The sequence below is a fragment of the Agrobacterium vitis genome, from assembly GCF_013426735.1.
Lineage (GTDB): Bacteria > Pseudomonadota > Alphaproteobacteria > Rhizobiales > Rhizobiaceae > Allorhizobium > Allorhizobium vitis_D.
On the sequence record NZ_AP023272.1, the window covers coordinates 727,539 to 753,346 of the forward strand.

26 protein-coding genes and 1 tRNA gene are annotated in these 25,808 nt (G+C 58.2%); 11 read left to right on the forward strand and 16 right to left on the reverse strand.

The features are described 5' to 3' along the window. Positions 1-43 precede the first annotated feature (43 nt). Both hpt and H1Y61_RS03320 read left to right on the forward strand, forming a co-directional pair. Positions 44-592: a hypoxanthine phosphoribosyltransferase gene (gene hpt / locus H1Y61_RS03315; protein ID WP_015917317.1), complete on the forward strand. Its 549-nt coding sequence runs from the start codon at positions 44-46 to the stop codon at positions 590-592. A 332-nt stretch (positions 593-924) separates the two neighbouring features. After that, a complete protein-coding gene (locus H1Y61_RS03320) occupies positions 925-1,284 on the forward strand; it encodes a response regulator (protein WP_015917316.1) in 360 nt (119 codons plus the stop codon). 107 nt (positions 1,285-1,391) lie between these two features. Here the strand turns inward: H1Y61_RS03320 and H1Y61_RS03325 are convergent, their stop codons facing one another. The 4 genes from H1Y61_RS03325 to argH form a co-directional block, all read right to left on the reverse strand. Continuing rightward, positions 1,392-4,094 (reverse strand): TIGR02302 family protein, encoded by a 2,703-nt coding sequence (locus H1Y61_RS03325; protein WP_235680822.1) that lies wholly within the window; start codon positions 4,092-4,094, stop codon positions 1,392-1,394. A 188-nt stretch (positions 4,095-4,282) separates the two neighbouring features. Next, a complete protein-coding gene (gene lysA, locus H1Y61_RS03330; protein ID WP_180573704.1) occupies positions 4,283-5,554 on the reverse strand; it encodes a diaminopimelate decarboxylase in 1,272 nt (423 codons plus the stop codon). A gap of 10 nt (positions 5,555-5,564) precedes the next feature. Then, entirely contained in the window at positions 5,565-5,756 is a 192-nt protein-coding gene (gene lptM, locus H1Y61_RS03335) for an LPS translocon maturation chaperone LptM (protein ID WP_156617599.1), read from the reverse strand. Between the two features lie 94 nt (positions 5,757-5,850). After that, positions 5,851-7,254 (reverse strand): argininosuccinate lyase, encoded by a 1,404-nt coding sequence (gene argH, locus H1Y61_RS03340; protein ID WP_087729349.1) that lies wholly within the window; start codon positions 7,252-7,254, stop codon positions 5,851-5,853. Between the two features lie 24 nt (positions 7,255-7,278). Here argH and tlpA point away from each other — a divergent pair, with 24 nt between their 5' ends. Both tlpA and H1Y61_RS03350 read left to right on the forward strand, forming a co-directional pair. Continuing rightward, on the forward strand, positions 7,279-7,941 hold the full coding sequence (gene tlpA, locus H1Y61_RS03345) for a thiol:disulfide interchange protein TlpA (RefSeq protein WP_180573705.1): 663 nt from the start codon (positions 7,279-7,281) through the stop codon (positions 7,939-7,941). 31 nt (positions 7,942-7,972) lie between these two features. After that, entirely contained in the window at positions 7,973-8,593 is a 621-nt protein-coding gene (locus tag H1Y61_RS03350) for a glutathione S-transferase family protein (RefSeq protein ID WP_180573706.1), read from the forward strand. 10 nt (positions 8,594-8,603) lie between these two features. Here H1Y61_RS03350 and H1Y61_RS03355 read toward each other — a convergent pair whose 3' ends face one another. Continuing rightward, complete coding sequence (locus H1Y61_RS03355) at positions 8,604-9,476, reverse strand: 3-hydroxybutyryl-CoA dehydrogenase (RefSeq protein ID WP_071203225.1); 873 nt, start codon at positions 9,474-9,476, stop codon at positions 8,604-8,606. Positions 9,477-9,935: 459 nt separating this feature from the next. On the opposite strand from H1Y61_RS03355, the gene H1Y61_RS03360 reads away from it, so the two are divergent. Next, complete coding sequence (locus tag H1Y61_RS03360; protein ID WP_180573707.1) at positions 9,936-12,380, forward strand: methyl-accepting chemotaxis protein; 2,445 nt, start codon at positions 9,936-9,938, stop codon at positions 12,378-12,380. A gap of 85 nt (positions 12,381-12,465) precedes the next feature. Here the strand turns inward: H1Y61_RS03360 and H1Y61_RS03365 are convergent, their stop codons facing one another. From H1Y61_RS03365 to H1Y61_RS03385, 5 genes are all read right to left on the reverse strand, one after another. Then, positions 12,466-13,395 carry an electron transfer flavoprotein subunit alpha/FixB family protein gene (locus H1Y61_RS03365; RefSeq protein WP_180573708.1) on the reverse strand — a complete coding sequence of 310 codons (930 nt, stop codon included), beginning with the start codon at positions 13,393-13,395 and terminating at the stop codon, positions 12,466-12,468. 24 nt (positions 13,396-13,419) lie between these two features. After that, positions 13,420-14,169 (reverse strand): electron transfer flavoprotein subunit beta/FixA family protein, encoded by a 750-nt coding sequence (locus H1Y61_RS03370; RefSeq protein ID WP_070164374.1) that lies wholly within the window; start codon positions 14,167-14,169, stop codon positions 13,420-13,422. Positions 14,170-14,570: 401 nt separating this feature from the next. Next, a complete protein-coding gene (locus H1Y61_RS03375; RefSeq protein ID WP_071202879.1) occupies positions 14,571-15,149 on the reverse strand; it encodes a cob(I)yrinic acid a,c-diamide adenosyltransferase in 579 nt (192 codons plus the stop codon). Positions 15,150-15,279: 130 nt separating this feature from the next. After that, a complete protein-coding gene (locus H1Y61_RS03380) occupies positions 15,280-15,477 on the reverse strand; it encodes a twin transmembrane helix small protein (RefSeq protein WP_070164376.1) in 198 nt (65 codons plus the stop codon). Positions 15,478-15,513: 36 nt separating this feature from the next. After that, positions 15,514-16,347: an SDR family oxidoreductase gene (locus H1Y61_RS03385; RefSeq protein WP_174111932.1), complete on the reverse strand. Its 834-nt coding sequence runs from the start codon at positions 16,345-16,347 to the stop codon at positions 15,514-15,516. Positions 16,348-16,457: 110 nt separating this feature from the next. Here H1Y61_RS03385 and H1Y61_RS03390 point away from each other — a divergent pair, with 110 nt between their 5' ends. After that, positions 16,458-17,354 carry a YihY/virulence factor BrkB family protein gene (locus H1Y61_RS03390; RefSeq protein WP_174111931.1) on the forward strand — a complete coding sequence of 299 codons (897 nt, stop codon included), beginning with the start codon at positions 16,458-16,460 and terminating at the stop codon, positions 17,352-17,354. Here H1Y61_RS03390 and gluQRS read toward each other — a convergent pair. Beyond that, positions 17,313-18,215 carry a tRNA glutamyl-Q(34) synthetase GluQRS gene (gluQRS, locus tag H1Y61_RS03395; protein WP_174111930.1) on the reverse strand — a complete coding sequence of 301 codons (903 nt, stop codon included), beginning with the start codon at positions 18,213-18,215 and terminating at the stop codon, positions 17,313-17,315. The genes H1Y61_RS03390 and gluQRS overlap by 42 nt on opposite strands. Positions 18,216-18,260: 45 nt before the next feature. Between gluQRS and H1Y61_RS03400 the strand changes: the two genes are divergently transcribed. Both H1Y61_RS03400 and H1Y61_RS03405 read left to right on the forward strand, forming a co-directional pair. Next, positions 18,261-18,905 carry a DNA-3-methyladenine glycosylase family protein gene (locus H1Y61_RS03400; protein WP_180574396.1) on the forward strand — a complete coding sequence of 215 codons (645 nt, stop codon included), beginning with the start codon at positions 18,261-18,263 and terminating at the stop codon, positions 18,903-18,905. A gap of 98 nt (positions 18,906-19,003) precedes the next feature. Continuing rightward, positions 19,004-19,561, forward strand: a complete 558-nt coding sequence (locus H1Y61_RS03405) for an HNH endonuclease (protein WP_015917300.1) — start codon at positions 19,004-19,006, stop codon at positions 19,559-19,561. Here the strand turns inward: H1Y61_RS03405 and H1Y61_RS03410 are convergent. Together H1Y61_RS03410 and H1Y61_RS03415 are read right to left on the reverse strand one after the other, a co-directional pair. Continuing rightward, the gene (locus H1Y61_RS03410) at positions 19,558-20,070 is read right to left on the reverse strand and encodes a disulfide bond formation protein B (RefSeq protein ID WP_174111929.1); all 513 of its coding nucleotides are present in this window, start codon (positions 20,068-20,070) and stop codon (positions 19,558-19,560) included. The two genes, H1Y61_RS03405 and H1Y61_RS03410, sit on opposite strands and share 4 nt — an antisense overlap. A 23-nt stretch (positions 20,071-20,093) precedes the next feature. Then, positions 20,094-20,684, reverse strand: a complete 591-nt coding sequence (locus H1Y61_RS03415) for a YqaA family protein (protein ID WP_180573709.1) — start codon at positions 20,682-20,684, stop codon at positions 20,094-20,096. A 238-nt stretch (positions 20,685-20,922) separates the two neighbouring features. Here H1Y61_RS03415 and H1Y61_RS03420 point away from each other — a divergent pair. Then, positions 20,923-21,007, forward strand: a tRNA-Leu gene (locus tag H1Y61_RS03420). A gap of 279 nt (positions 21,008-21,286) precedes the next feature. Here H1Y61_RS03420 and H1Y61_RS03425 read toward each other — a convergent pair. Further along, positions 21,287-21,766, reverse strand: coding sequence for a MarR family winged helix-turn-helix transcriptional regulator (locus H1Y61_RS03425; protein WP_015917297.1), 480 nt, complete (start codon positions 21,764-21,766; stop codon positions 21,287-21,289). Positions 21,767-21,831: 65 nt separating this feature from the next. On the opposite strand from H1Y61_RS03425, the gene H1Y61_RS03430 reads away from it, so the two are divergent. Then, positions 21,832-22,122, forward strand: coding sequence for a DUF1330 domain-containing protein (locus tag H1Y61_RS03430; RefSeq protein WP_041697131.1), 291 nt, complete (start codon positions 21,832-21,834; stop codon positions 22,120-22,122). Between the two features lie 375 nt (positions 22,123-22,497). On the opposite strand, the gene H1Y61_RS03435 is transcribed toward H1Y61_RS03430, so the two are convergent. Then, complete coding sequence (locus H1Y61_RS03435; RefSeq protein ID WP_180573710.1) at positions 22,498-23,391, reverse strand: LysR family transcriptional regulator; 894 nt, start codon at positions 23,389-23,391, stop codon at positions 22,498-22,500. A 109-nt stretch (positions 23,392-23,500) separates the two neighbouring features. Here H1Y61_RS03435 and H1Y61_RS03440 point away from each other — a divergent pair, with 109 nt between their 5' ends. After that, positions 23,501-24,598 carry an aldo/keto reductase gene (locus H1Y61_RS03440; RefSeq protein ID WP_180573711.1) on the forward strand — a complete coding sequence of 366 codons (1,098 nt, stop codon included), beginning with the start codon at positions 23,501-23,503 and terminating at the stop codon, positions 24,596-24,598. Between the two features lie 146 nt (positions 24,599-24,744). Here H1Y61_RS03440 and H1Y61_RS03445 read toward each other — a convergent pair. After that, a protein-coding gene (locus tag H1Y61_RS03445) for an IS5-like element IS869 family transposase (protein ID WP_139192301.1) occupies positions 24,745-25,508 on the reverse strand; the annotation gives its coding sequence in 2 pieces (ribosomal slippage) (positions 24,745-25,193 and positions 25,193-25,508; 765 coding nt in all). Positions 25,509-25,808 lie beyond the last annotated feature (300 nt).

A 25,808-nucleotide genomic window follows, 5' to 3' on the forward strand; every position in this document is an offset into this window, starting at 1 on the left:
AACCCTGTCGCCTGAAGATCGGCAGCGAAATCCTGGAGACTCCATGCCTGTCGTTCGCGGAAAAAATATCGAACCTTTGTTCACAGCCGAACAGATCGCCGCCCGCAATATCGAGATCGCCAAGGCGATTGTCGATGGTCCTTCCGAGGATCTTCTGGTGATTTCGATCTTGAAAGGCTCGTTTATTTTCGCCGCTGATCTGATCCGGGCGCTGCATCATGTCGGCATTGCGCCGGAGGTGGAATTCATCACCCTGTCCAGCTACGGCACCGGCACTGTGTCGCAGGGGGTCAAGATCCTCAAGGATATCGACAGCGATGTCCGTGGTCGCAATGTTTTGCTGATCGACGACATCCTGGAATCGGGACGAACCCTGCTGTTTGCCCGCACGTTGATGTATGAGCGGGGTGCTGCCAATGTTAGCATTGCCGTGCTGCTCGACAAGAAGGTCAAGCGCAAGGAAGTGTGCGAGGCCGATTATGTCGGTTTCGAATGCCCGGATTATTTTGTCGTCGGCTATGGCATGGATGTCGCTCACGCTTTCCGCGAATTGCCTTTTGTCGGTGTTGTTACCGGCGATGCAGCGTCATAATCTGCGATAAAAGATATTGATTACAAATATTTATGGCGTGAATGCCTTATTGCGGCTGACGTCCTGAAGCGGGACGTCATCGCGCTCAACAGGTAGAAACTATTAACCATCCTCTCGTCTTGGCTGCCGGTTGTTTACCTCTCGCAAAGGAAAAACTGGTGATTTGCTTCAGTAATGACAGCGCCACCCATCCTCTATGATTCGGGGAGGGCGCTGTAGCGGCGGGGATGCGTGAGCATCCTCATGCCCTGGTACAACATGCCGCATGATGACAACCGTTGATCGCGTTTGGTCGAATGGTGATGTGGCAGGCTTCAAGATGGGAATGCGATATGGCCAAGATACTGATTACCGAAGACGAAGATGCCCTACGGTCCTTCGTTGCCCGGGCGTTGCGGCTCGACGGACATGAAACCCATGAGGCGGCAGACGGCGCCGAGGGTCTCGAAATGCTGGCTACCAGCAATTTCGATCTGCTGCTGTCGGATATCCGCATGCCGGTCATGGACGGTATCGAACTGGCGCATCGCGCCCATTCGGATTTTCCGGGCCTGAAAATTCTGCTGATGACCGGCTATGCCGAACAGCGCGAACGGGCCGACGATCTGCTCGAAAAAATCATTGATGTCGTGCCTAAGCCGTTCGCGCTTCCCGATATTCGCAAGGCCGTTGCACAGGCTTTGACAGCCTGACGGTATTCGGTTGGTCTCGCGACGTTCGCCTGGAACGGAATGCAGGTCCATTCGGTCATTTGTTTTGATGGACTTGAAGGGCGCGAGCGCTGCTCCTCGCCCTTCCATTACATGTCCAGCAACCGTTCCAGATAGCGGCGCTCCACTTCGGGGCTTGCATTATTGCCCAGCTTGTTGCGGATCGCGTCAAGGATTTCGCGGGCGCGTTGGACGTCGATTTCGTCGGGGACTTTGACGCGCTCGCCGAAATCCGGTCCGGTGGTTGACCGTGGCCGCCCCAGTGGATCGCGACCGCCCTGATTGCCTTCCGCCATGCCCTGGCCTTGACCTTGCCCCTGGCCTTGCTGCATGGCCTGCATCATCTGGTTCATCATATCGCGCGCCCCTTGGCGCAGGGCTTCCAGCGCCCGACCCTGACCCTGCACCGCCCGGTCACCTTGGCTTTTGCCAAGCGCCTCGCCCGCGCCTTGCATTTCCCGGCCTGCCTGGCCGAAATTCTCTCCTGGTTTGATACCAAGCTTGCCAAGTCCGTCCTGAACGCCCTTCAACTGCTTGCCAAGCGCATCCTGCTGCTGGCGCAATTGTTTGAGGGCTTCCCGCAATTGCTCTGCCGTCATCTGGTCGGGGGCAGAAGGATTTTTACCGGCGCTGTCTTTATTCTGGTTCTGGTCCGGCTTTTGGCCCTGTTGCTGGTTTTGATCGCCATCGGGCGTTGGTTCAGCCTGAGGATTGTCCTGGCTCATGCCGTCACCGTCTTCCGGCTGAAGGTCATCGCCCATCTGTGACCGGCTCTGTAATTCCTGATCCAGTTTGAAAGTCTGGTCCATCAGCTTTTGCTGGTCCTGCATGATCTGGCCGAGCTTGTCGATCTGCTTGCGCGCTTCGCTGGTCTGTTGTTGCTGCTGCGGATTGGAGCGCTGTGGACGTCCGGCCTGGAGATTGTTCATCATCCGTTGCATCTCCTGCAACATCTGGCGGGCGGCATCCTTGTTGCCGGAACGGGCCAGGTTCTCGATCTGGTTCATCATGTTTTCCAGATCGCGCTGGGTCAGCATTTTCTGAGCGCTTTGCTGGTTCTGCTGACCGTTTTGCGGCTGCTGGCGCTCTGCAAGAGCCTTCATATAGTCCTGCATCGCCTGACGAACCTCGTCCATCAGCTTTTTGATCTCGGCATCGGGCGCATTGCGTTCCAGTGCCTCCGACAGCTTCTGCTGCGCTTCGCTCAGCTTGCGTTCCGCCAGTGACACATCGCCATCGTCGATGCCAAGCGCGATTTCCCAGAGGTAGTCTGCCGTGTCCTTCAAGGCTTCGGTGGTGCTCGCCATCTGCATACGGGCATGGGCCGAGGAAATCAGCAGGTAATGGGAAAGCTGCGGAATGGTTTCATCGGCGCGCAGCGTCAGTGCTTCGTTGAGCGCCACGGCGCGAGGCATCCGCCGCGTGTCCAGCGCAAAGACCTGACGCTGTTCGGCCACGGCGGCGGCCAGCGGTTCGGAAAAATTGCGGCCCGGCAGGATCATCTCATGGGCCGGGCTGCGGCCCTCCTGGCCCAATCCGTCCTTGGCAATCAAGGTGATGCGCACCTTCTTTCCAGCCAGCGGATGTTCGGTCAGGTTGCGGCTCGATATGCTTTTGATGTCGCGGGCATTGCGGCTTGGCAGGTCCAGCTTGAACTCGGGCAGGGGATAGAGAGGGCTGGCCTGCGGATCTGCATCCACAGGGACGATCTCGGCGCGCGCTTCCAGCAGGCCATAATCGTCGCGGGCGGTAAAGCCGATTTCCAGCGCTCCGTTGACCGCACGTTTCGGAATGCCGTCAAAGGCGATGGTTGGGCCATGGTCGGGAATGACCTTCAGCGGCCATTGCCTGTTACCAAGATCCAGCGTGCCGCTTTCACCCAATGTCAGGGTCAGCGTACGGGCGCTGTTGTCAGTCTGAGCTGGTGTTGGTGTGGCTGACGAGACGGCAGTCGAGGAGCCGGGCGTGTTTTCCTGGTCGGCCTTGACCGCTTGGAAAGCGACTGCCGCTGCCCCGGATGCCGGTTTGAAGTCTGCCTGTTCGTCTCCGGTGCTGCCGGTCAACCGAACAGTGACCACCGATTGGGTGGGAACGGCGATATCCTGGGTGCCATCGCCATTGCGTCCCGTGAGGAAAACAGGGGGACGGCCCGTATAGCCCGGCGGGGTAATCCAGGCATCGATGCGCAGGGTAGGGGCGGCGTCGTCCCTGTCTTGCAGCAGAAAGGCATCGGTGAGACGGCCAGCGCCATTCGAGCCGGAATAGGCAAAGGCCACCGCCAAAAGCAGAGCGGGCAAGGCCCGTAGGCCGAAGCGGTCAAAGCGGGCGATATCAGGCTTTGGCCGTCCGGCATCGAGCGTGGCGATCCGGGTCGCCATGCGCCGTTGGTGCTCATGCCAGAGGGCGCGGGCAAAAGGCGTGTCGAAGGCCGGTTCCTCACCCTGCACGCCGATGGGTTGATGCGGCAGATGATTGCGCTCTTCCAGCAGCCGGTCTGCTTCGCCAATGTGCGGCCAGCGCAGACGGGCCAGGGGCAAAAGCGAGGCGAGAAAGCCGAAAACCAACAGGAAAACCAGCGGCCAGCGCAGATAGCTGGGTGCCTCGCGGAAAAAGCCGAGCCAGGCCAGTGACAGGAAAATGGCGGCAATCGAGGCTGGAAGCAGCAGCAGAGGCAGCAACCGCTCACAAAACAGCACGAGCCTTGCCGTCCAGCGGTTCACGGCCAGCCTGCGGGCCAGCTTTTGATCGCCGTTTAGAGCAACTTGGCTCTTTTTCGTGCCGGAAGCGGTCATGGGCAGTCTCCGGTTTCCTGTCATCTCAACGCTTATACTGCGCATCGCAACTCATACGGTTCACGACAGCGTTGACATGTTAGGATAGCATTGTTTGTGGCGAAGACGAGGGGCAGGCCCGTTAAGGGGGTGGTTTTTTCAGCCATCCGGGTAAATTGTGAACGCTATCTCCTGAAAAGACGGCGTACTCAGGATGCCAGCCAATCGGGCAGGCTGTCCAACCCGATCATATCCTCATAGCTCGGCCTTGGCCGGATCACGTGGAATTGGTCGCCCTTGACCAGAACTTCGGGCACAAGCCGTCTCGTATTATACGTGCTCGATTGCACGGCGCCATAAGCCCCTGCCGAGCCGATGGCGATCAGGTCGCCGGGCCTTGGCATGCTCATTTCGCGGTCGAGCGCCAGATAATCGCCGGTTTCGCAGACTGGCCCGACCACATCGGCGCGGATGCGCGGGGCGCTGGCCGCAGACAGCATTACCGGGCGAAGCTCGTGATGGGCGTCATAGAGTGTCGGGCGGATCAGGTCGTTCATAGCGGCATCGACGATGACGAAGGTCTTGTTGCCGCCGTCCTTCACATAGATCACTTCGGTGACGAGAATACCGGCATTGCCAACGATCAGCCGGCCCGGCTCGGCCACGATCCGGCAGTCCAGCGAGGCCAATTGCTGCTTGACGATGGCTGCATAGGCTGCCGGGTCGGGCGGCGGATTATTGTCGTCTTTGTAGGGAATGCCAAGTCCACCGCCGACATCGACGTGATCGATAGTGTGGCCTTCGGCCCGCAGCGTGGTCACCAGGTCGCGCAGCAGCTTGAAGGCCTCGGCAAACGGCTGGAGATCGGTGATCTGGCTGCCGATATGCATGTCGATACCGGTGACCTTGATACCTTCGAGGCTGGCGGCGCGGGCATAGACGGCGCGGGCGCGCTCATAGGAAATGCCGAATTTGTTTTCTTTCCGACCGGTGGAAATCTTCGCATGGGTTCCGGCATCGACATCCGGATTGATACGGAAGGAGACATGCGCTGTTTTACCGGCTTTCAGCGCCCTTTGATTGAGGACGTCTAGTTCCGGTTCGGATTCGACATTGAAACAGTAAATCCCGACCTCCAACCCCAGATCCATTTCCGACGGGGTCTTGCCGACACCGGAAAACAGGATGCGGTTGGGGGGAATACCGGCTGCCAGTGCCCGGCGCAATTCGCCTTCGGAGACCACATCGACGCCCGCCCCCAATTGCCCAAGGGTTTTCAGCACCGCCTGGTTGGAATTGGCCTTGACCGCGTAGCAAACCATGGACTCGACGCCGTTGAAGGCCTCGGAAAACACCCGGTAATGGCGCTCCAGCGTTGCGGTGGAATAGCAATAGAAGGGGGTGCCGACCGCTTTGGCGATCTCTGGAACGGACACATCCTCGGCATGGAGAATGCCGTCGCGATATTGGAAATGGTTCACAGTGCGCCTGTCACAGAAGCGGATCGAGGAAGAATTTCTTCTCCGGTGCCTTGGTCTGGGTTGGCGCGTCCGCCTTGTTCTGCTGGGCCACAGGGGTGCTTGGCTTATCCAGATCGCCCTTGCGGCCACAGCCGGTGACGACAATGCTGGCGGCACCGAGCAGGGCGGCGGAAATCATCAGTCTTCGATAGGAAACAGCCATAATATCCTGTCCAACGTGGTGGTTGGCCTATGTCTAGCCAAAAACCGGGCTCTATGCATCCCGATTTTTGTGATGGATCGATCGGGTTTGGCGATCAGTTGCGGCTACGCCACCATTTGATCTGCTTGCGCACCTCGTCCGGGGCCGTGCCGCCATAGCTTTTGCGGCTGGCAACCGAGGCTTCCACCGTCAGGACCGAATAGATATCGGCGGTGATGGCGGTATGAATGGCTTGCAAGTCCTCAAGCGGCAGATCGGCAAGATCGCAGCCTTTTTCCTCCGCCAGGGCGACAACCCGGCCCGTGACATGATGGGCGTCGCGGAAGGGAAGCCCTGCCTCGCGCACCAGCCAGTCAGCCAGATCGGTGGCGGTGGAAAAGCCGGAACCGGCTGCGGCCTTCATCCGGTCTGCCCGCACAGTCATGTCGCGGATCATCCCGGTCATGGCGGCCAGCGCCAGTTCCAGGCTCTCGGCAGCGTCGAAGACCTGTTCCTTGTCTTCCTGCATGTCCTTGGAATAGGCGAGCGGCAGGCCCTTCATAATGGTCAAAAGTGCAATCAGCGAGCCGTTGATCCGGCCCGTCTTGGCGCGCACCAGTTCGGCGGCGTCCGGGTTCTTCTTCTGCGGCATGATTGATGAGCCGGTCGAAAAGGCATCCGAGAGCCGGATAAAGCCGAATTGCGGTGTTGACCAGATGACGATTTCTTCTGCCAAACGCGACAGATGCACCGCCGAAATGGCGGCAATCGACAGGAATTCCAGCGCGAAATCGCGATCCGACACGGTATCGATGGAATTGCGGGTCGGCTCGCGAAAACCGAGCGCCTTTGCGGTCATATGGCGGTCGATAGCATAGCCGGTGCCGGCAAGAGCGGCAGCACCGATTGGGCTTTCATCCAGATGTTCGATAGCGTGGCGTACCCGCTGGCGATCCCGGCCAAACATTTCCACATAGGCCATGCAGTGATGGCCGAAGGTGACTGGCTGCGCGGTCTGCAAATGGGTAAAGCCGGGCATGACCGTTTCGGCATGTTCCTCGGCACGGTCGAGAAAGGCGGCAATCAGGTCGGTCAGCAGGCTTTCGGCTTTTTGCAGCTCTTCCTTGACCCAGAGGCGAAAATCCAGCGCCACCTGGTCGTTGCGTGAGCGGGCGGTGTGCAGGCGACCGGCGGCGGGACCGATCAGGTCGGCCAGCCGCGCCTCGATATTCATGTGAATGTCTTCAAGCTTGCGGGAGAAGGTGAATTGTCCTGCTTCGATCTCTGACAAAATCGTGTTCAGCCCGGTAACGATCTTGTCTTTGTCTTCACCGGAAATAATGCCTTGATGGGCCAACATGGTGGCGTGGGCAATCGAACCGCGGATATCCTGGGCATAGAGCTTCTTGTCGAAACCGATTGAGGCGTTTATCTCCTCCATGATGGCCGCCGGGCCAGAGGCAAAACGGCCGCCCCACATCTGGTTGGAGGATGTCGTGTCTTTGGTGTCCTCGGCCATGCTCAATAGATCCTGGAGACGTCGATGACGAAAAAAAGACCGCTGGGACTTCCTTCCGCCAAGCTGATTGCGTTTGCGGCGATTGCCGGTGTGTTGGCCGGCGCGGTTGCGGTATACGTGAAGGAGACGGGGTCTGGCAATGGCTCTGAAATCGCTGTCGCCCAAGGGTGTGAGACGGCAGCGCAGGCGGTCAAGACGCTTGACCCGTTGATCAAGGGCCAGGTTGCGGCCGTGGTGGCGGCCAATCCGCCGCGCCCCATTACCGGTCTTAGCTTCAAGGATGCCAGCGGCGCCGACAAGAGCCTCCAGGATTTCAAGGGCAAGCCGCTGTTGGTCAATCTCTGGGCGACCTGGTGCCTTCCCTGCCGGGAAGAAATGCCCGCCCTTAACCGTCTGCAACAAGCCAAGGGCGGCGAGACATTCGAGGTTGTGGCGATCAATATCGACAGCGGCAGCGACGAAAAGCCGAAAACCTTTCTCAGCGACAACGGCATCGATCATCTTGGCTTTTACCGTGACAGTTCTATGGGCGTGTTCAATGCGCTGAAAAAGCAGGGTCTGGCTTTCGGCCTGCCGGTGACTTTGGTGCTTGATGGCAAGGGTTGCCTGCTCGGCTCCATGAATGGCCCTGCCGTATGGGACAGTGAGGATGCCAAAACCCTGATCGATAAAATAATGTCTCTTTGAAAATGTTGATAAAAATGGAAAGGAGGACGACATGTTGAAAATCTGGGGTCGGGCAAATTCGACCAACGTCAAGAAGATCTTATGGGTCGTTGAAGAGCTGGATCTTGTTTATCAGAGAATAGACGCAGGCGGCGCATTCGGAGTCGTCAACGATCCCGCGTTTCGCGCCATGAACCCCAACGGGCTGGTGCCTGTGCTGGAAGACGGCGATGTGGTGCTGTGGGAATCCAACACTATTCTCCGATATCTCGCGGCGCGCTATGGTGATGCTGCGTTCAATCCGGTTGATCCGGTCGCCCGCGCCCAGGCGGAAAAGTGGATGGACTGGGTGACATCGACCATTGCCACACCTTTTAAGGATGTGTTCTGGGGCATGATCAGAACACCGGCAGCAGACCGTGATATGGCGAAAATCGAAGCGGCGGCCAAGGTTGTGGCCGGGCATCTTTCCGTCGTCGATACGGTGTTGGCCAAACAGGATTATCTGTCTGGCGAGACATTCGGTGTTGGCGATGTTCCACTTGGATGCTTCATCTATGCATGGTTTGAAATGCCGATTGCCCGTCCGGATCACCCGAATCTCGCCGCATGGTATGAGCGGCTGAAAAGCCGCCCCGCCTATCAAAACGCGGTGATGAAGCCGCTGAGCTGAATGCCGTGGATTACCGTGTCGGAACCGGGATTTCGCCACGGTAATCATAGAAGCCGCGGCCCGATTTGCGGCCAAGCCATCCCGCTTCCACATATTTGACCAGCAGAGGGCAGGGGCGGTATTTGCTGTCGGCCAGGCCGTCATGCAGAACCTGCATGATCGACAGGCAGGTATCGAGACCGATGAAATCGGCGAGTTGCAACGGTCCCATCGGATGATTGGCGCCGAGCTTCATCGCCGTATCGATGGCCTCGACCGAGCCGACACCTTCATAGAGCGTGTAGATCGCCTCGTTGATCATCGGCAGCAGGATGCGGTTGACGATGAAGGCGGGAAAATCCTCGGCGACAGTAATGGTCTTGTCGAGCGACCGCACGAAGTCCTTGGCGGTCTCAAAGGTCTTTTCACCGGTGGCAATGCCGCGCACCAGTTCCACCAGCTTCATCACCGGCACAGGGTTCATGAAATGGATGCCCATAAAGCGCTCCGGGCGATCCGTGGATGCCGCAAGCCGGGTAATGGACAGCGAAGACGTATTGGTGGCCAGCAGCGCTTCGGGCTTTAGCACCGGGCAGATCTGGCCGAAAATCTTGCGCTTGACGCTTTCATCCTCGGTGGCGGCCTCAATCACCAGATCCACCTGGGCCAGATCCTGCACGTCGGTGACGCCGGAAATGCGGGCAAGTGCTGCCTTGCGCTCACTATCCTCCATCTTGCCATTGGCAACCTGGCGGGCCATGTTGCCGTTGATGGTGGCAAGCCCGGCTTCAATCCGTTCCTTGCTCAGGTCGTAAAGCGTGACATCGTAACCGGAAAGCGACGAGACATAGGCAATGCCGCAGCCCATCTGTCCCGCGCCGACAATTCCAACATTCTTGATCATCACGTCTCCCATCCCTGCCTTCAGGCTGCAAAAGCGCCCGTTTCCCATCTCGTTGCCGGGCCTAAAGCCTTGCAAACCGTGGCGCGCGCAGATCGTGCCTATGGCTCATCCGGCGTGTCCTGGCCGACAGTGATAAAGCCATGTATCGCTGTTTTCCAGCCCTGATCGCAGCCCGTTGCTTTATTCCTGTCGCCGCTTGGCTTTAGCCCCGGGATTGTCCCGCTCTTGTTGGCGGAGCAGCCAGCGCTATCCCCAGCGCTTTAGGGTTATTTTAAGCCGCAACGATTAAAGTTGCCGAAAGGTGGCGCGGCTTTTTCAGGTAACGCCATAAGGATGACTATAGCGCTCTGACGCATTCACTTCGTTCATGCTGTCACACGCTCACATTTTTTTTATGCATCGATTGTTCAAACCCGGCTGAGGCCGCCGTTTGGATCGATGCACAGGGGGAGAAATCGCATGCGCATTGCGCGTAAGTTGCCATTGTTTGTCTGTTTGATCACGATTCTGTCGATCGGAGCAGCCAGTTGGGCCACGTTGATTCAAAGCTCCACCCTGGTCAAAAAAGAAGTGATGCAGAAGCTGGAGGCGACGGCCGACGGTCGCCGCAACGAGGCCAGGCTGTATTTCGAAAATCTGGTCACCAATCTGCGGGCTTTTTCCAGCGTCGCCACGACGGGTGAGGCCCTTTACAAGTTCAAGGCGGACTGGCGCTATCTGGGCGAAAAGCCGCGCGAAGCGCTGGTGGATCGCTACATTACTCAGAATCCCAATCCGGCCGGGCAGCGATTGCAGTTGGAGTCGGCCCGTATCGATACCTATGACAGCAACCATGCCAAATTCCATCCGTTGCTGCGCATGGCTTTGCAGCAATACGGCTATGCGGATGTGTTCCTGATCGATCCGAAGGGCAATATCGTCTATTCGGTGCAGAAAAATGATGAATATGCCGGCAATATCGCCGATCCCACGCTGAAAGACGGTCCTTTGGCCCAGGCCTATGCCCAGGTCGCCAAGAGCGACGACCGGCAATTCTATGCGCTGTCCGATTTCACCCTCTATGGTCCGTCGCGTCAGTCTGTGGCCTTCCTGTCGACGCCGCTGTTCATGGGTGACATCAAGATGGGCGTGCTGGTCGTTGCCATTCCCTCGGAGCGGCTGACCGCGATGTTTTCCAACCGCACAGGGCTTGGCGATACGGGTGAGACCATTCTCCTCGATTCCAATAGCGCGATGGTCAATGATTCCGTGCTAACAGGTGAAAAGGATTCTCTCGTCACCAAGATTACCGCACCGATGCTGGCCGATGTTTTGAAGGGTGCCAAGGCGAGCGGTCAGATAGATGGCTATCGCAATATGGTGAGCTATGCGGCGGCCATTCCCCTGTCCTTTGCCGGTCATAACTGGGCTGTCGTCGCGCTGATGAGCGAGAATGAGGCACTGGCCAATGTCGCGCAGCTGCGCAATATCGTGCTGCTGATTGCCGCCGGTCTGCTGGTTCTGGCGATCACTGGCGCGGTTCTGTTTTCCCGCTCGCTGACCGGGCCGATCAATCAACTGGTCGATAGCATGAAACGGCTGGCCGATGGTGATACCGGCGTGACGCTTGTCGGTGAGAACCGGGCCGATGAAATCGGCGATATGGTGCGGTCCGTGGCGATCTTCCGCGATGCGGCCATCGAGAAAACACGGCTGCAATCCGCCGCCGAACAGGATCGGCAGACATCGGAGGCCGAGCGTCTGGCCCGTGAAGCTGCCCGCAACGAGGAAACCGCAAGGCTTCAGCAGGCCGTCGATATTCTCGGTGCCGGTCTGCAACGGCTTGCTGCTGGGGACTTGACGACCACGATCGAGACGCCGTTCATGGAAGGTCTTGACCGGCTGCGCACCGATTTCAACGATTCGATCCGGCGGTTGGCATCGACAGTACGCCAGCTGTCCGGCAGCACCGGCTCGATCAATGGCACCGCGACCGGAATGGTCGCGGCAACACACGATCTGTCGCGCCGCTCCGAACAGCAGGCGGCGGCCATCGAGCAGACATCCGCCGTGATCAACCAGATCATGGAAGCCATTCGCACATCCACGGAGCGGGCCGAAAATGCGAGGCGTATGGTGGCAGATGCCAAGACATCAACAGAACGCTCAGGAGCAATTGTCGGGTCCGCAATCGACGCCATGGGACGGATCGAAGAAGCGTCGCTGGCGATTTCGCAGATCATCAATGTGATCGATGAGATTGCCTTCCAGACCAATCTTCTGGCCTTGAACGCTGGGGTGGAAGCGGCCCGTGCGGGCGAAGCAGGCAAGGGCTTTGCAGTCGTGGCCCAGGAAGTTCGTGAATTGGCGCAGCGTTCCGCTGGTGCCGCCAAGGAAATCAAGGAACTGATCAGCAAGTCCGGCGAGGCGGTGAAAAGCGGTGTCGGGCTGGTGCGCAATACCGGCGACGCGCTGGGCGATATTGCTGGTCAGGTCGTGCATATCAACGAGGAAATCTCGTTTATCGCCACTGCCGTCGGCGAACAATCGGAAAGCGTGCGGGAAATTTCCACGGCGATCCGCCAGATGGAGGAAACGACCCAGCAGAATTCGCAGATGGCAGACCGCACCAATTCCGACATGTCCCGCCTGACCAGCGATGCCGAGGCACTGTCCAATCTGGTGTCGCAGTTCAGGGTGATGGATGGTGAGATCGTTCCCAACCCGTCAGCCTCGTATCGTCCGACGACATCGCATCACAGTGCAATTCCAGGAACCCGCCAGATGATAAAGCCAGCCGACCCGGCCAATAACCGTCCTGCCGCTTCGCCTGCCCGCGCCTTGATGGGCAAGTTGGCAGCGGGGTTGAAGACTGGCACTGGCTCACCCGCCCCAAGCGGTGGCAATAATTGGGAAGAGTTCTGATCACTCTCCACATAATCCCTGAAAGCCAAAAAGGCCGCAGAAATGCGGCCTTTTCCATGTCTGAATTGCTGTGATCAAGGCGCGATCAAAGCGCCTTTTCAAATTCCGGCAGAGCCTCGAACAGGTCGGCGACCAGACCGTAATCGGCGACCTGGAAGATCGGGGCTTCCTCATCCTTGTTGATGGCGACGATCACCTTACTGTCCTTCATGCCGGCGAGATGCTGGATCGCACCGGAAATGCCGCAGGCGATGTAGAGCTGCGGTGCAACGACCTTGCCGGTCTGGCCAACCTGCCAGTCGTTCGGCGCATAGCCTGCATCGACGGCGGCGCGTGAGGCGCCGACGGCGGCACCCAGCTTGTCGGCCAGCGGCAGGATGACTTCCTTGAACTTCTCCGAGGAGCCGAGCGCACGTCCGCCCGAGATGATGATCTTGGCGGAGGTCAGTTCCGGGCGCTCCGAAGACGACAGCGCATCCGAGACGAAGCTGGACAGGCCGGGATCGGCAACCGCTGCCACGGCCTCGACCGCAGCCGAGCCATCGGCAGCAGCGGCGGAGAAGGAGGCGGTGCGCACGGTGATGACCTTCTTGGCATCGCTCGACTGAACCGTCTGGATGGCATTGCCGGCATAGATCGGCCGCTTGAAGGTGTCGGCGGAGATCACTTCAACGATTTCCGAGATCTGGGCGACATCAAGCAGGGCTGCGACGCGCGGCGCGACATTCTTGCCAACGGACGTGGCGGCGGTGATGATCGTATCGTAGGCGGGTGCCAGCGACACGATCAAGGCTGCCAGCGGTTCTGCCAGCTGGTTGCCAAGCTCGGCGCTGTCGGCCAGCAGCACTTTCGAGACGCCGGACAATTTGGCGGCGGCGTCTGCGGCGGGTTTGGCACCCGCACCTGCAACGAGAACATGGATATCGCCGCCAATTTTGGCCGCTGCCGTCAGAGTCTTGGCGGTCTGTTCGGAAATGGTTGCGTTGTCGTGATCTGCCAGAAGAAGAATGGCCATTTTTCTATATCTCCCAATCCGAAATCAAAGCACGCCGGCTTCGTTTTTAAGCTTTTCGACCAGTTCGGCCACCGACTTGACCTTGATGCCTGCCTTTCGGCCACCCGGCTCCTCGGTTTTCAGCACCTTGAGACGCGGCGTGGTATCGACGTTGAAATCGGCAGGCGTCTTCTTGTCGAGCGGCTTCTTCTTGGCTTTCATGATGTTCGGCAGCGAGGCATAGCGCGGCTCGTTCAGGCGCAGGTCTGTGGTGACAACCGCAGGCAGTTTGACGGCAATGGTCTGCAAACCGCCATCGACTTCGCGGGTGACATTGGCCGACCCTTCGCCGATCTCCAGCTTGGAAGCAAAGGTGGCCTGCGCCCAGCCCAGGAGGGCCGCGAGCATCTGGCCCGTCTGGTTGCTGTCATCATCAATTGCCTGCTTGCCGACGATGACCAGGCCCGGGGCCTCGGCCTCGACGATGCCCTTGAGGATCTTGGCGACGGCCAGCGGCTCGACGGCATCCTCGGTTTCCACCAGAATGGCTCGGTCTGCACCCATGGCCAGCGCGGTGCGCAGGGTTTCTTCCGCCTTGGCTGGGCCGATGGAGACCACGACCACTTCCTCTGCCTTGCCCGCTTCTTTCAGGCGCAGCGCTTCCTCAACGGAAATTTCGTCGAACGGGTTCATCGACATCTTCACATTGGCAAGCTCGACGCCGGAGCCATCCGGCTTGACACGGATCTTGACGTTATAATCAACGACGCGCTTGACGGGCACGAGAATCTTCATGGGGTCCTTCCTTGCTTCACGTTCTTGTGGGCCTTGCGCATGATGACATGCGGTGCCGCCACTGCTTGTTTCCTGCATCATTCCGTAGATCAGCGACGATTTAGGGAATAATGCAGCCGAGTTTTCACGCTCTCCTCAATGCGATAGCCCAGTTTATCTGCCAGTCCGAGAAATCAGTGATCCGTTTCCAGGCAAACGCCAGACTGCGGCATTTTGCACGTCGGAGATTGTCAATTGGCGACATGGATACGCATTTTTTCCTCCATGACAACGGTGCCATTCATTCTTGCGATGCTCCTCCCGCAGACTGATGCTCCGAGGCCAGAATTACCTAACTTTTACGTTCACGTCAAATATTGCCTTTCATCCAATCAAAATCGGTTTTCTGCGCGATGCTGTCGCTACCGGTTTTTTCCCGGCACCCACAAAACATCGGCCTTGCCAATCTCATTGGCATAGCGGGCGGCGACGAACAGGAAATCGGAGAGCCGGTTCACATATTTCAGCGCCGGTGCCGAGACGGCTTCTCCGGGGATCTGCATCAGGTCGACCATGATACGCTCGGCGCGTCTTGCTATGGTGCGGGCCAGATGCAGATTGGCGGAGGCTGGTGAGCCTGCGGGCAAGACAAAGGATTTTAGCGGTTCGAGATGGGCGTTCAGCGCATCGATTTCCTGCTCTATCCTGTCCACCTGGCTCTGGACGACGCGCAAGGGTTCCCATTCCAATTTTTCGCCGGTATCCGGCGTCGCCAGATCGGCACCAAGATCGAAAAGGTCGTTCTGGATGCGAAACAGCATGGCGTCCAGCACCTCATCGCCTGCTGTGTACAGGCGGGCAACGCCGATGGCGCTGTTGGCCTCGTCTATCGTGCCATAGGCATCGACGCGCAGATCGTGCTTGAAGCGGCGCGGGCCGCAGACCAGCGCCGTGGTGCCGTCATCGCCGGTACGGGTATAGATTTTATTGAGTTTTACCATGGAACCATTCGTCTTGAGAAAGCAGGTGGTACCCGCACTATTAGAGTTTGCCTTACAGCCTGCTCAAGAATTGCTGCTGGCCAGCGGCGATTTTTGGATAGACTGCTAGGAAAAGTGGAGCCTGACAGATCTAACGGCCCCCACCGGTGATCCACAATGTCAACATGATCAGCACCACGGCAATGGCCTGAAGCAGCACACGCAATTGCATCAGCTTGTTGGAACGGTTGGCATCGCCGCCCTTCATCATGTTGAAAAGCCCGCGCACCAGAACCAGCGCGACAAGCCCCATGACGATAATAGCCAGAATAGTGGTGAATGAGGACATGATGCGCCGCCGACTTTCGTTATTGATGCTTTCCGATCAATCCAGCGCCCGCATCAGCCGATAGAACAGATCGGACGGCATCAGCCGTTTGAGTGCGACGCCCTGTTTCGCCGGTTTCGTGACGAGATAATGTGGCCGTGGACGCTTCGCGGTCAAGGCGTGTTGCAGCACTTTATACACGGCATCCGGTCCAAGCTTATGGCGGTTTTTAGGCCCGGTGCCGTCAAGGCGGGCCAATTGCCGCTGGTAATCTGCGGCATGGACCGAATTTTCCACATCGATATTGCGTTTGATGGCTTCAAGGCAATTGGCGGTGAAGCGGCTTTCTATCGGACCCGGCTCGATCAGGCTGACCATGACGCCGCTGCCGTCCAGTTCCATGCGCAGGGTGAGCGACAGGCCCTCCAGCGCAAATTTGGACGCCGTATAAGCGCCGCGCCAGCGATAGGGAATAAGGCCGAGAATAGACGAGCATTGCACGATCCGGCCCGACCCTTGCGCGCGCATCACCGGCACGATCCGCCGCGTCAGGTCGTGCCAGCCGAACACATTGGTCTCGAACTGGTCTCGAAGCGCCTCTGTTGGCAGATCTTCGACCGCGCCTGCCTGGCCATAGGCGCCGTTGTTGAACAGGGCGTCCAGCCGCCCGCCGGTGCGCGATAACACGGTCTCAGCAAGGGCTGCGATGCTTGCCGTGTCGCGGTAATCCATCAGCAGCGCTTCAAGACCCTCATCCTCAAGGGCTTTTAAGTCTTCGGCCTTGCGCACGGTGGCAAATACCTGCCAGCCATCCTGCTTCAGGGCGCGGGCGCAGTAGGCTCCGATGCCGGAGGAGCAGCCGGTGACGATAATGCTTTTCTGTGCGGCCATATGAGATTTTCCTCTTACAAATACGATAGGGTCTCCCATATTCGAACCATATAGGCAATTGTGGCAGGCCGTTTGGCACGCAGTCATGAAATAAATGAACGGGAGACGGAATGCGGTCCTATCTGGGCAGGCTTTACAAGGTGGCCTTTGATGCGGTCTGGCATTTCACCGAGGACGATGGTTGGGCAATGGCGAGCCATGTGGCGCTGTCGATCCTGCTGGCGGTGTTTCCGTTCTTGATCTTTGGCACGGCGCTTGCCGGTCTTCTCGGTGCCAATACCTTTGCGCCAACCGCCATCCATTTCATTTTCGATACCTGGCCAGAGGAAATCGCCAAGCCGATTTCCGAACAGGTGGTGCAGGTGCTGACCATTCCGCGCGGCGGGCTACTGACCATTTCGGTGCTGGCGGCAGCCTATTTTGCCTCAAACGGGGTGGAGGCGCTGCGCACGGCGCTGAACCGTGCCTACCGGGTCACGGAAACCCGGCCCTGGTATATTACCCGGCTGATCAGCCTTGGTTTCGTGATCATGGGGGTTGCCGCCTTCGCTGTGATCAGCGTGCTGCTGATCGCTGTGCCAATTGCGCTGCGCTTTGCCGAGCGGCAATTTCCGCTCTTGAAGGATTTCCTGGCGCTGGTCTCGAATTGGAGCGTACTCGGCACTTTGATCCTGCTGGCAGTCGGCCTGACGATTTCGCATCTGTGGCTACCGGCGGACCGGCGCCGGCTGATCGACGTTCTGCCCGGCATCTGCCTGACATTGCTGCTCTGGCTGCTGGGTGCGCTGGCCTTTGCCGCCTATCTCGCCACCTTTGCCAATTATGCCGCCACCTATGCCGGTCTGGCCTCGGTTATGGTGGTGATCATATTTCTCTACATGCTGGGCGTGCTGTTTCTGATCGGGGCGGAATTCAATGCGGCACTGATGAAATTTTCCAGGCCGCGCACGCGATCACGGCGAATGTCAGATCCCAATCCCCACCAGCCTACGGATGTCGAGGGGTGATAGGCCCTCTGCGCGCGCATGCCGGAGCCCTGCCGATTGCAGGCTTTTCGATAGTTTGCGCCCATCCTCGCCCATCATCAGCCGATGGTGCGTATAGGCCGGTGCGGGCAGGTCAAGCAGGCTCTGCAACAGGCGGTGGACGGCGGTGGCCTGGTAGAGATCCTCGCCGCGCACCACATGGGTCACGCCCTGAAGGGCGTCATCGACCACCACCGACAGATGATAGCTGGACGGCGCATCCCAGCGCCAGAGAATGACATCGCCCCAGGTGGCCGGATCGGCTGTGATCATCTGTACCGTGTTGCCATGTCTTTCCTCCCAATGCAGGTCGGCGCCAATCATGGACAGTGCTTTGCCGGTATCCAGACGCATGCTGTGGCGCTCACCCCGGTCGATCCGTTGCTGCGCCAAATGCCGGTCCATCTGCCGGTCGCTCGCTGGATAATGCCAGGCACCATCCGGATCGCGCGGCCAGACCTTGCCTTGCGCCTCTGCCGTCTGCGCCTGCTGCTTGATCTCGGCGCGGCTGAGAAAGGCCGGATAGACCAGATCCATAGCCTGAAGCTTTGCCAAGGCAGAACGATAGGCATCGATATGCTCTGACTGGCGGCGCACCTGATCTTCCCATGTCACGCCGAGCCAGGCCAGATCCTCGTAGATCGCCGCCTCGAATGCGGGTGTGCAGCGGTCGATATCGATATCCTCGATCCGCAACAGCAGCCGGCCACCGGTCGCCTCAGCCATATCCGCGTTGATCAGTGCCGAAAGGGCATGGCCGAGATGAAGATAGCCATTTGGACTGGGCGCAAAACGCAAGACTGGTTTTTGCGAAACAGGTAAAGGATGGTGATGATCGGACATGGTTTGTTTTGGCATGATTTATAGCGGGAGGAAAAGATGGCCGAGATGATGCGAATTCGCAACCAAGCGGATCTTGCCACCGGCCTTGAGGCCCTGCTGGATATCGATCCCCGGCTGCATGCCATTGCCCGCGAAGCCGGGCCTTTGCCGCTTCGGTTGACGGAACCGGGTTTCGAAGGGTTGGCCTTCATCATCGTCTCGCAGATGGTATCTCGCGCCAGCGCTGATGCGATCTGGCGGCGGCTTTGTGGGGCGATGGGAACACCTGAACCTGCCGCCTATCTGGCGCTGGGTGACGCAGCGCTTTCGCTCGGTCTTTCGCGCGCCAAGCATGCCTGCCTGAGCGGTCTGGCCTCTGCTGTCCAGGCTGGTAACATCGATCTCTTCGCCATCCTTGATCAGCCGGTGGAGACAGGCATCGCCGAGTTGACTCGGCTGCGTGGCATTGGGCTGTGGACATCGGAAGTTTATCTGATGTTTTGTGGCGGTCACGCAGATGTGTTTCCGGCAGGTGACGTGGCACTGCGGGCGGCTGTGGGGGATGGTCTTTGCCTTGCCGCGCGCCCGGACATCCGTGAAACCACCCGGATTGCACAGACCTGGCGGCCATACCGCGCCATTGCGGCACGGTTGTTCTGGGCCTTTTATGCGGCGCGTTTACGACGCGAAGCAGCGCCGGTGCCGGTCTGATGGAGAATCAGTTCACTGCTTATTTATTGGGCTTCACAATCCTGTAACAGCAAGCCTAATATAGAGGGAGCAGATGCCGAATCGATCAGGAGAACGCCTTGACGATTGCAGTTTCGCCCCAGTCCTTGCCAGCGCTTGTGCTCAACGCTGATTATAGGCCACTGAGTTATTATCCCTTGTCGTTGTGGTCCTGGCAGGACGCGATCAAGGCGGTTTTCCTTGACCGTGTGAATATCATCGCCGAATATGATCATTCGGTCTGTTCACCCAGCTTTTCCATGCGGCTTCCCAGCGTGGTCAGCCTGAAAACCTATGTGCAGCCGACCCGCAATCCTGCCTTCACACGCTTCAACGTGTTTCTGCGCGACAAGTTTCAGTGCCAGTATTGCGGCTCGCCTGACGACCTGACCTTCGATCACGTCATTCCCCGCGCCCATGGTGGGGAAACCACCTGGCAGAATGTCGTGGCGGCCTGCTCGCCGTGTAATCTGCGCAAGGGGTCGAAATTGCCGAAACAGGCCAATATGTTCCCGGCCCAGAAGCCCTATCAGCCAAGCGTGCAGGACCTGCACAACAATGGCCGGTCGTTTCCACCCAACTATCTGCATGAAAGCTGGGTGGATTATCTCTATTGGGATTCCGAATTGCAGCCTTAAGCCGTCATGCGCCGAGCGCCCCAGAAAGCGATGGCGGCGAGAACGAGGCTGGTCAGGACATTCCAGCCGGCCAGCGACACACCGAAAATCCGCAAGGCTGCTTCCGTGCAGGACGGCCCCTTGAAGCTGTTGAGCTGCGAGAGGATATCGCCGCTGCCGTTGAAGCCTGCGCCGCTGGTGGCTGAGCAGGCGCTCGGCCCTTCCCAGAAATGCCATTCGACACCTGCATGGTAAACGCCGAGACCAGCGCTGACGATCATGATCAGGCCGAGAAGCAGGATCAGGCTTTTCGTGACTTTGGCGGGTAGGTTGATGGCGGCGGCGATGACCGTCACCAGTCCGATTACGGCGCCGATATAATAGGGCTTGCGCTGCAACAGGCAAAGTTCGCAGGGAATATAGCCGCCGAGATATTCAAAGGCCAAAGCCGAGCCGACGACGCCCGCCATGCCAAGGGTCAACAGGAGGGCAGGGGCAAGACCGGGCCGGTTGGAAGAAAGCGTGGTCATGATGGTTCTCCGGACCTCGTCGTTCAATGCACAAGGAGGCGATAGGCGACGAACAGGGCGATCAGCACGATAGCGCCGACAGCAGCGATCACGCCGAGGCGTTTTTCAATGAAATGGCGGATCGGCTCGCCATAGCGACGCAGCAGCCAGGCCAGCAAGAAAAACCGGCCTCCACGCGCGACGATGGCGGTCATGATAAACAACCAGATATTCACATGGGCGACGCCCGACAGGATTGTCACCACCTTGATCGGCGGCAGATGGGCCAGGCCGGAGGTAATCAGCAGCAGCACCACCGTTTCATAGTCAACCGACAGCCGCAGCTGGTCGAAGGCATCGGCCTTGCCGTAAAACTCAAGGATTGGCCGGGCAATGCTTTCATAGGCGTAATAACCGAGAAACCAACCAGCTATGCCGCCCAAAACCGAGGTGATGGTGGCAATGGTCGCATAGCGCCAGACCTTTTCCGGCTTGGCCAACGCCATGGGCAGGAACAGCACATCGGCAGGGACAAGGAAGATCGAGCTTTCCACAAAGGAGACTGCCCCAAGCCAGGCTTCCGCGGATTTGCGGGCGGCAAGCGACATGGTCCAGTCGTAAAGGCGTCGCAGCATGATCGCTCCTTGGCTCGATGCAGAGGGTCTTTGCCATTGCGGCGCAGCATTCAAGATGACGAAAGACTGAATATCTGCCGCTCCGTCAAGTCTTTATGCGCAAAGCGCATGGGCTGTAAATGCGGCGAAAACAGTGATATTGCCGGGATGCCTAACTTTTGCGTGAAACCGGAAATTTGTAAAAAACCCGGTTGACCGACCCCCCTTCCTCCGTGTAGTTCGTCCTTCTACTCTAAGTGCCCCTTTGGCGGAATTGGTAGACGCGCCTGACTCAAAATCAGGTTCCGAGAGGAGTGCTGGTTCGATTCCGGCAAGGGGCACCATCAATATCTTTGATATATTGAAATCATTGAGAGTTTAAGGTGTTTTTGTCACATCTTTTGTCGGCCCCGGAATGCCTGGGACAATCTCGGTGTTTTTTTGTTCAGGGATGAGCTTGTCAACGGCGTTCTCGGCAGTCCTCTTCCGGTTGGCATTTTTAGTGTCGGTGACCGTTTGGGTCTTTGTCACCTAAGCATAGATCGCCATTCACCCGATCGAGCAGCAGCTTTCAAGGGCCACGAGTGCGGGCCAGACGACAGAATTGAGGGCGCCTAACCATGTTATTCCGCCACTCCGAAACCGGCCGCAGAGGTCGCGGTCTGCGCGGCGACAGCAAGCTGAGACATCACGCTTCCCGCAACATGTGACGTTTCCTCACCGAGAGCCTCAGCCAGACGGACGCGGGCATCCTCCCAGGTGGCCATAGATTTGGCCATCAACTGGAGGCCTTTGTCGGTAAGCGCCAGGCGTTTGCCGGCCCGGCCCCGCCCTCCGTGACTATGCACGAGATTGTTCCGTTCCAGGCTCTTTACGCTCCGGCTGAGAGTGGTGGCGTCGACCCCGGCGCGTGCCGCCAGTTCAGCGAGCGTTGGCTCGTGGCTACCGCCAATCCCCACCAGAAGACTGAACTGCTCTGCGGTGATCCCTAAGGGTCGAAAGCAGGCATTGTAATAGCGTGTCAAGGCCCTCGCGGCGACCCTGGCCTGGAAGGCCGGGCACTCGGTTTCGACGCGGCGATAGAAATCTGAAGTGTCTGTCATTTGCAGGTCTCGACAATCTCCGACTCACTGAATACTGTATATACAGTATTTTCGGGAGCTGCACTATGACTGCCTATGTTCACGTCAATCTGCGTATCAAAGATCCAGCCAAGCAAGCCGCATTAGCGCCGCGCTTTCAAGCCGCGTTAAAGGCAGCCGGGGGCCGTATCCTGCACTTTGGGCCGGTAGCCGAGATTCTGGAAGGGGACGTGACCCCATTGCCTATGGCTGGCATCTTCGAATTCGCCACCCTTGCCGATGCGCAGGCGTTTTATAAGTCGTCAGAATATGTGCCAATCAAGGTCGAGCGTGATGAGGCCCAGGAAGCACGTATGTTTATTGTCGACGCGAATTAGCTAGATCCGCACCTACGATCGTCCGGCCACTTGTCTGTGAATTAAGCAACGGCCCTTTTCCGTCGCAATTTTTGGAGAACGCCGGACAGGTCAAAAGCAGATTTTGCAGGGCAGCCCCTAGAAGCGGGCTTTCTAGGTTCGGCCCCGTCTCAAACATTTAAGATAGCCTAAGTAGGGTGGCGGATATCGGGAGCCGCCAACGCTGATGGAACGAATGAACTGGAAACTTTTAAACGCTGATTGACAACATATTGTCGAGAAAATCCCACGCACGCCACTTACTCGCGTTTTGATCGGCCATGGAGCATCTTTGAAAATCATTGGTGCGCGGCTGTGATCAATGTGCTGGTGGGCGATGTTCGGCGCCGAGAACTATTAGCTCTCCGTTTTCAGAGCACTGATGAGGGCGCGTAGCGCTGGTGGCGTCTGACGGCGGCTCGGGTGATAGAGGTAGCAGCCCTGAAATTGCGGACACCACTCGTCGAGAACCTGGATCAATCGGCCGGAGGCAATGTCCTCGGCAACATCATGCTCCAACAGGTAGCCGAGACCAGCCCCGGCTCTGACGGCGGCGGCGGCGAGATCGCCGTCATTGCCGACAAAGGAACCGGAGGTTCTGATCTTCATCTCACGTCCATCGCGTTCAAACTCCCAGGGAAGAAGTCCGCCAGCGCTTGCGAGCCGATATCCGATGCAGTTGTGTACTTCAAGATCACCAGGCGTTTGCGGCTTCGGATGGTGCTCGAAATAAGAGGGCGTCGCGACCACGATGGTTCGAAGGTCTGGACCGACCCGCACGGCGATCATATCCTTCGCGACGTTCTCGCCGAACCTTATTCCGGCGTCGTAGCCTTCGGCGACGATATCTGTCAGCCGGTCATCGATATTCACTTCGACCTGGATTTCGGGATGTGACAGGAGGAACGCTGGAAGCTTCGCCATGAGAACGGTTTTTGCAGGGTAAGAGAAGGTCGTGATCCGCACTGAGCCTGAAGGGCTGTCACGCCATTCGGCCAGCGCCGAAAGCCCATCCTCGATCGAGGCGAATGCTGGCCGGATGGATTGCAGCAGCCTGTCGCCGGCTTCCGTCGGAGCGACGCTGCGTGTGGTCCTTGCCAGCAGCCTGACACCAAGTCTTTCCTCTAATCCGCGCATGGCATGGCTCAGCGCCGAGGGCGATATTCCCAGGGATGCTGCGGCCCTTGTGAAGCTCCGCTCGCGTGCGACGGCTGCAAAAGCCAAGAGATCGTTCAGTTCGCCTCGTTCCATTGCTGCAACGTGCTCACAAGTTCATGCCGCGCGCAACGGCTAATCGAGAGGCATGCGACCGGCTAGGGTGTCAGCAGAAACTTTTCGAAACACATTCAAGGAATTCAACATGGACCTGTCAAGCTACCGCACGCTGGGCCGATCCGGCCTCATCGTCAGCCCGTTGGCGCTTGGAACAATGACGTTTGGTGCCGAGCGCTGGGGCGCAGGGATGAAAGGATCGCGCCAACTCTTCGACACCTATGTCGCGGCGGGTGGCAATTTCTTTGATACTGCTGACGTCTATTCAGGCGGCCGAAGCGAGGAGATGCTGGGATCTTTTGTTGCCGAAGCTGGCCTTCGCGACAGACTCGTTATCGCCACCAAGTCAGGCTTTACGCGCAGCCAGGGAACACCTCTGCATGGTGGCAACGGAGCCAAGAACATCCGGCTCGGGATCGAAGGCTCGCTGAAGCGGCTGAAGACGGACTACATCGACATGTACTGGATGCACGTTTGGGATCGGACCACGCCTGCCGAAGAGGTGCTCCAGACCCTGACCGATGCCGTCCGGGGTGGGAAAATCCTCCACTATGGATTCTCCAATACGCCATCATGGTATGTTGCAAAGATCGCGACGCTGGCGGCAGTCCACGGACTTCCGATGCCAATCGGGCTGCAATATGCCTATTCCCTCGTAGATCGGGGCGTCGAACTCGACATCCTTCCGGCAGCCGCAGAGTTTGGAATGGGGCTTGTTCCATGGAGCCCTTTGGCAGCTGGATTGCTTACGGGCAAATACGGTCGCGACATGCTCGCACAAGCCGGAGTAAGGGGTGGCCTTCCGGACAAGGCCTCAGTTGATGACGAAAGCGAGAGCAACGGCCGACTGAACGGCGACAACCCTTTCGGGGGCATGTTGTTCACCGAGCATAATTTTGACGTCGTCGATGTGGTGCGGCAGGTTGCCACGGAACTTGAACAGCCGATGGCGGCAGTGGCGCTGGCATGGACGATACAGCGTCCCGGCATCGATACCACTCTCGTCGGTGCCAGTCGAGCCGAGCAGCTCGCGCAGAATGTGGCATCGCTGCAGGTGGCGCTGACAGCCGATCAACTCAATCGACTGGATCAAATCAGCGCACCGCCATCGTTCAACCCCTACTTTATCTTCACATTGCCAACGCAGGTGATGTTTGGAGGGCAGACGGTCCAGGCTTGGGGGTAAATCAGATTGATCCGCTTTCCCCTGTTTGATCGCAAACAAGGGTAACGGGATCAACGACGGCAAGAGACGTAAACCCTGTAGATAATCATGATGGCCAGTGTTGTCGCAACGCGACCATGATTGCGACCGAACTCTAGGCCGTAGACTCATAACGATCTGATCCAAATTCTTGCTGCTGCCAATTTGACAGCGGCGAGAAAGTTCAATGGGTCTTTGTCGTAACGGGTTGCGATGCCTCTGAACTGTTTGAGTTTGCTGAAGAAACGCTCAACGAGATTGCGCTGTCGGTAAACCCATTGGCTGAAAGGGAAGCTTCCCTTCCGATTGCTCTTGGCAGGAATATTGGCCCATGCCTGCCTTTGCTTTGCAAATGCTCTGATCGCGTTGGTATCGTAGGCCTTGTCCGCCAGCAGGATCGCACCCTTGGAGATTGTCTGTAACAATGGTTCTGCCATGCGACCATCATGGGCTTGACCGGCTGTGAGTGCGAGACGGATCGGTCGGCCATCGGCATCGACAACGGCGTGGATTTTGGTGGTCAAGCCGCCACGGGAACGTCCCATGCAGCCATCGTGTTGATCCCCCTTTTTCCCGTGGCCGCATGTTGATGAACACGGACACAGGAGCTGTCGATCATAACGATATCGCCGTCGAAAGCCTTGGAAATCTCGCCCAGAACATGATCCCAGACACCCGCCTTTCGCCATCGCACGAACCGGTTGTAGCAGGTTGTATATGGGCCATATCGATCAGGAACGTCTGCCCAGGGTGAACCTGTCCGAAACCGCCACAAGATGCCGTTGATCACCCGCCGGTCGTCAACCCGTGGCACCCCACGCGGCTTGTTGGGTAACAAGGGCTGGATGACAGTCCATTCGAAATCGGTGAGATCAAACCGGCGACGGGTCATGAGAGGCCTCCAAATCAAGCCCTCAGTGAATCAAAATCAGGCCGATTTGCAAACCCGGTTTATGAGTGTGCGGCCTAGCAGAAATCATTTCTGCTTTGCGCCCCCATGCGGGTCGTTCACACCACCCGCATTGGATCCTGAAAGCTGTCGGTCTGCTGTTCAGCAGTCACGTCCGGAACGCGGCCGAAAGGTGACTTCGACAATGATAGAGCGCGCCAATAGCCTCGCAAGCATTCGCGGGACGAGCGTTCCCAGCGAACTCGTTTCGGTATCGCCGCGCCGATCTCCAAGAGCCTCGGC

Coding starts and splice junctions, on each gene's coding strand:
- hpt (WP_015917317.1), top strand. CDS start 44: ATGCCTGTCGTTCGCGGAAAAAATATCGAACCTTTGTTCACAGCCGAA.
- H1Y61_RS03320 (WP_015917316.1), top strand. CDS start 925: ATGGCCAAGATACTGATTACCGAAGACGAAGATGCCCTACGGTCCTTC.
- H1Y61_RS03325 (WP_235680822.1), bottom strand. CDS start 4,094: ATGACCGCTTCCGGCACGAAAAAGAGCCAAGTTGCTCTAAACGGCGAT.
- lptM (WP_156617599.1), bottom strand. CDS start 5,756: ATGGCTGTTTCCTATCGAAGACTGATGATTTCCGCCGCCCTGCTCGGT.
- argH (WP_087729349.1), bottom strand. CDS start 7,254: ATGGCCGAGGACACCAAAGACACGACATCCTCCAACCAGATGTGGGGC.
- tlpA (WP_180573705.1), top strand. CDS start 7,279: ATGACGAAAAAAAGACCGCTGGGACTTCCTTCCGCCAAGCTGATTGCG.
- H1Y61_RS03350 (WP_180573706.1), top strand. CDS start 7,973: ATGTTGAAAATCTGGGGTCGGGCAAATTCGACCAACGTCAAGAAGATC.
- H1Y61_RS03355 (WP_071203225.1), bottom strand. CDS start 9,476: ATGATCAAGAATGTTGGAATTGTCGGCGCGGGACAGATGGGCTGCGGC.
- H1Y61_RS03360 (WP_180573707.1), top strand. CDS start 9,936: ATGCGCATTGCGCGTAAGTTGCCATTGTTTGTCTGTTTGATCACGATT.
- H1Y61_RS03365 (WP_180573708.1), bottom strand. CDS start 13,395: ATGGCCATTCTTCTTCTGGCAGATCACGACAACGCAACCATTTCCGAA.
- H1Y61_RS03370 (WP_070164374.1), bottom strand. CDS start 14,169: ATGAAGATTCTCGTGCCCGTCAAGCGCGTCGTTGATTATAACGTCAAG.
- H1Y61_RS03375 (WP_071202879.1), bottom strand. CDS start 15,149: ATGGTAAAACTCAATAAAATCTATACCCGTACCGGCGATGACGGCACC.
- H1Y61_RS03380 (WP_070164376.1), bottom strand. CDS start 15,477: ATGTCCTCATTCACCACTATTCTGGCTATTATCGTCATGGGGCTTGTC.
- H1Y61_RS03385 (WP_174111932.1), bottom strand. CDS start 16,347: ATGGCCGCACAGAAAAGCATTATCGTCACCGGCTGCTCCTCCGGCATC.
- H1Y61_RS03390 (WP_174111931.1), top strand. CDS start 16,458: ATGCGGTCCTATCTGGGCAGGCTTTACAAGGTGGCCTTTGATGCGGTC.
- gluQRS (WP_174111930.1), bottom strand. CDS start 18,215: ATGTCCGATCATCACCATCCTTTACCTGTTTCGCAAAAACCAGTCTTG.
- H1Y61_RS03400 (WP_180574396.1), top strand. CDS start 18,261: ATGATGCGAATTCGCAACCAAGCGGATCTTGCCACCGGCCTTGAGGCC.
- H1Y61_RS03410 (WP_174111929.1), bottom strand. CDS start 20,070: ATGACCACGCTTTCTTCCAACCGGCCCGGTCTTGCCCCTGCCCTCCTG.
- H1Y61_RS03415 (WP_180573709.1), bottom strand. CDS start 20,684: ATGCTGCGACGCCTTTACGACTGGACCATGTCGCTTGCCGCCCGCAAA.
- H1Y61_RS03425 (WP_015917297.1), bottom strand. CDS start 21,766: ATGACAGACACTTCAGATTTCTATCGCCGCGTCGAAACCGAGTGCCCG.
- H1Y61_RS03430 (WP_041697131.1), top strand. CDS start 21,832: ATGACTGCCTATGTTCACGTCAATCTGCGTATCAAAGATCCAGCCAAG.
- H1Y61_RS03435 (WP_180573710.1), bottom strand. CDS start 23,391: ATGGAACGAGGCGAACTGAACGATCTCTTGGCTTTTGCAGCCGTCGCA.
- H1Y61_RS03440 (WP_180573711.1), top strand. CDS start 23,501: ATGGACCTGTCAAGCTACCGCACGCTGGGCCGATCCGGCCTCATCGTC.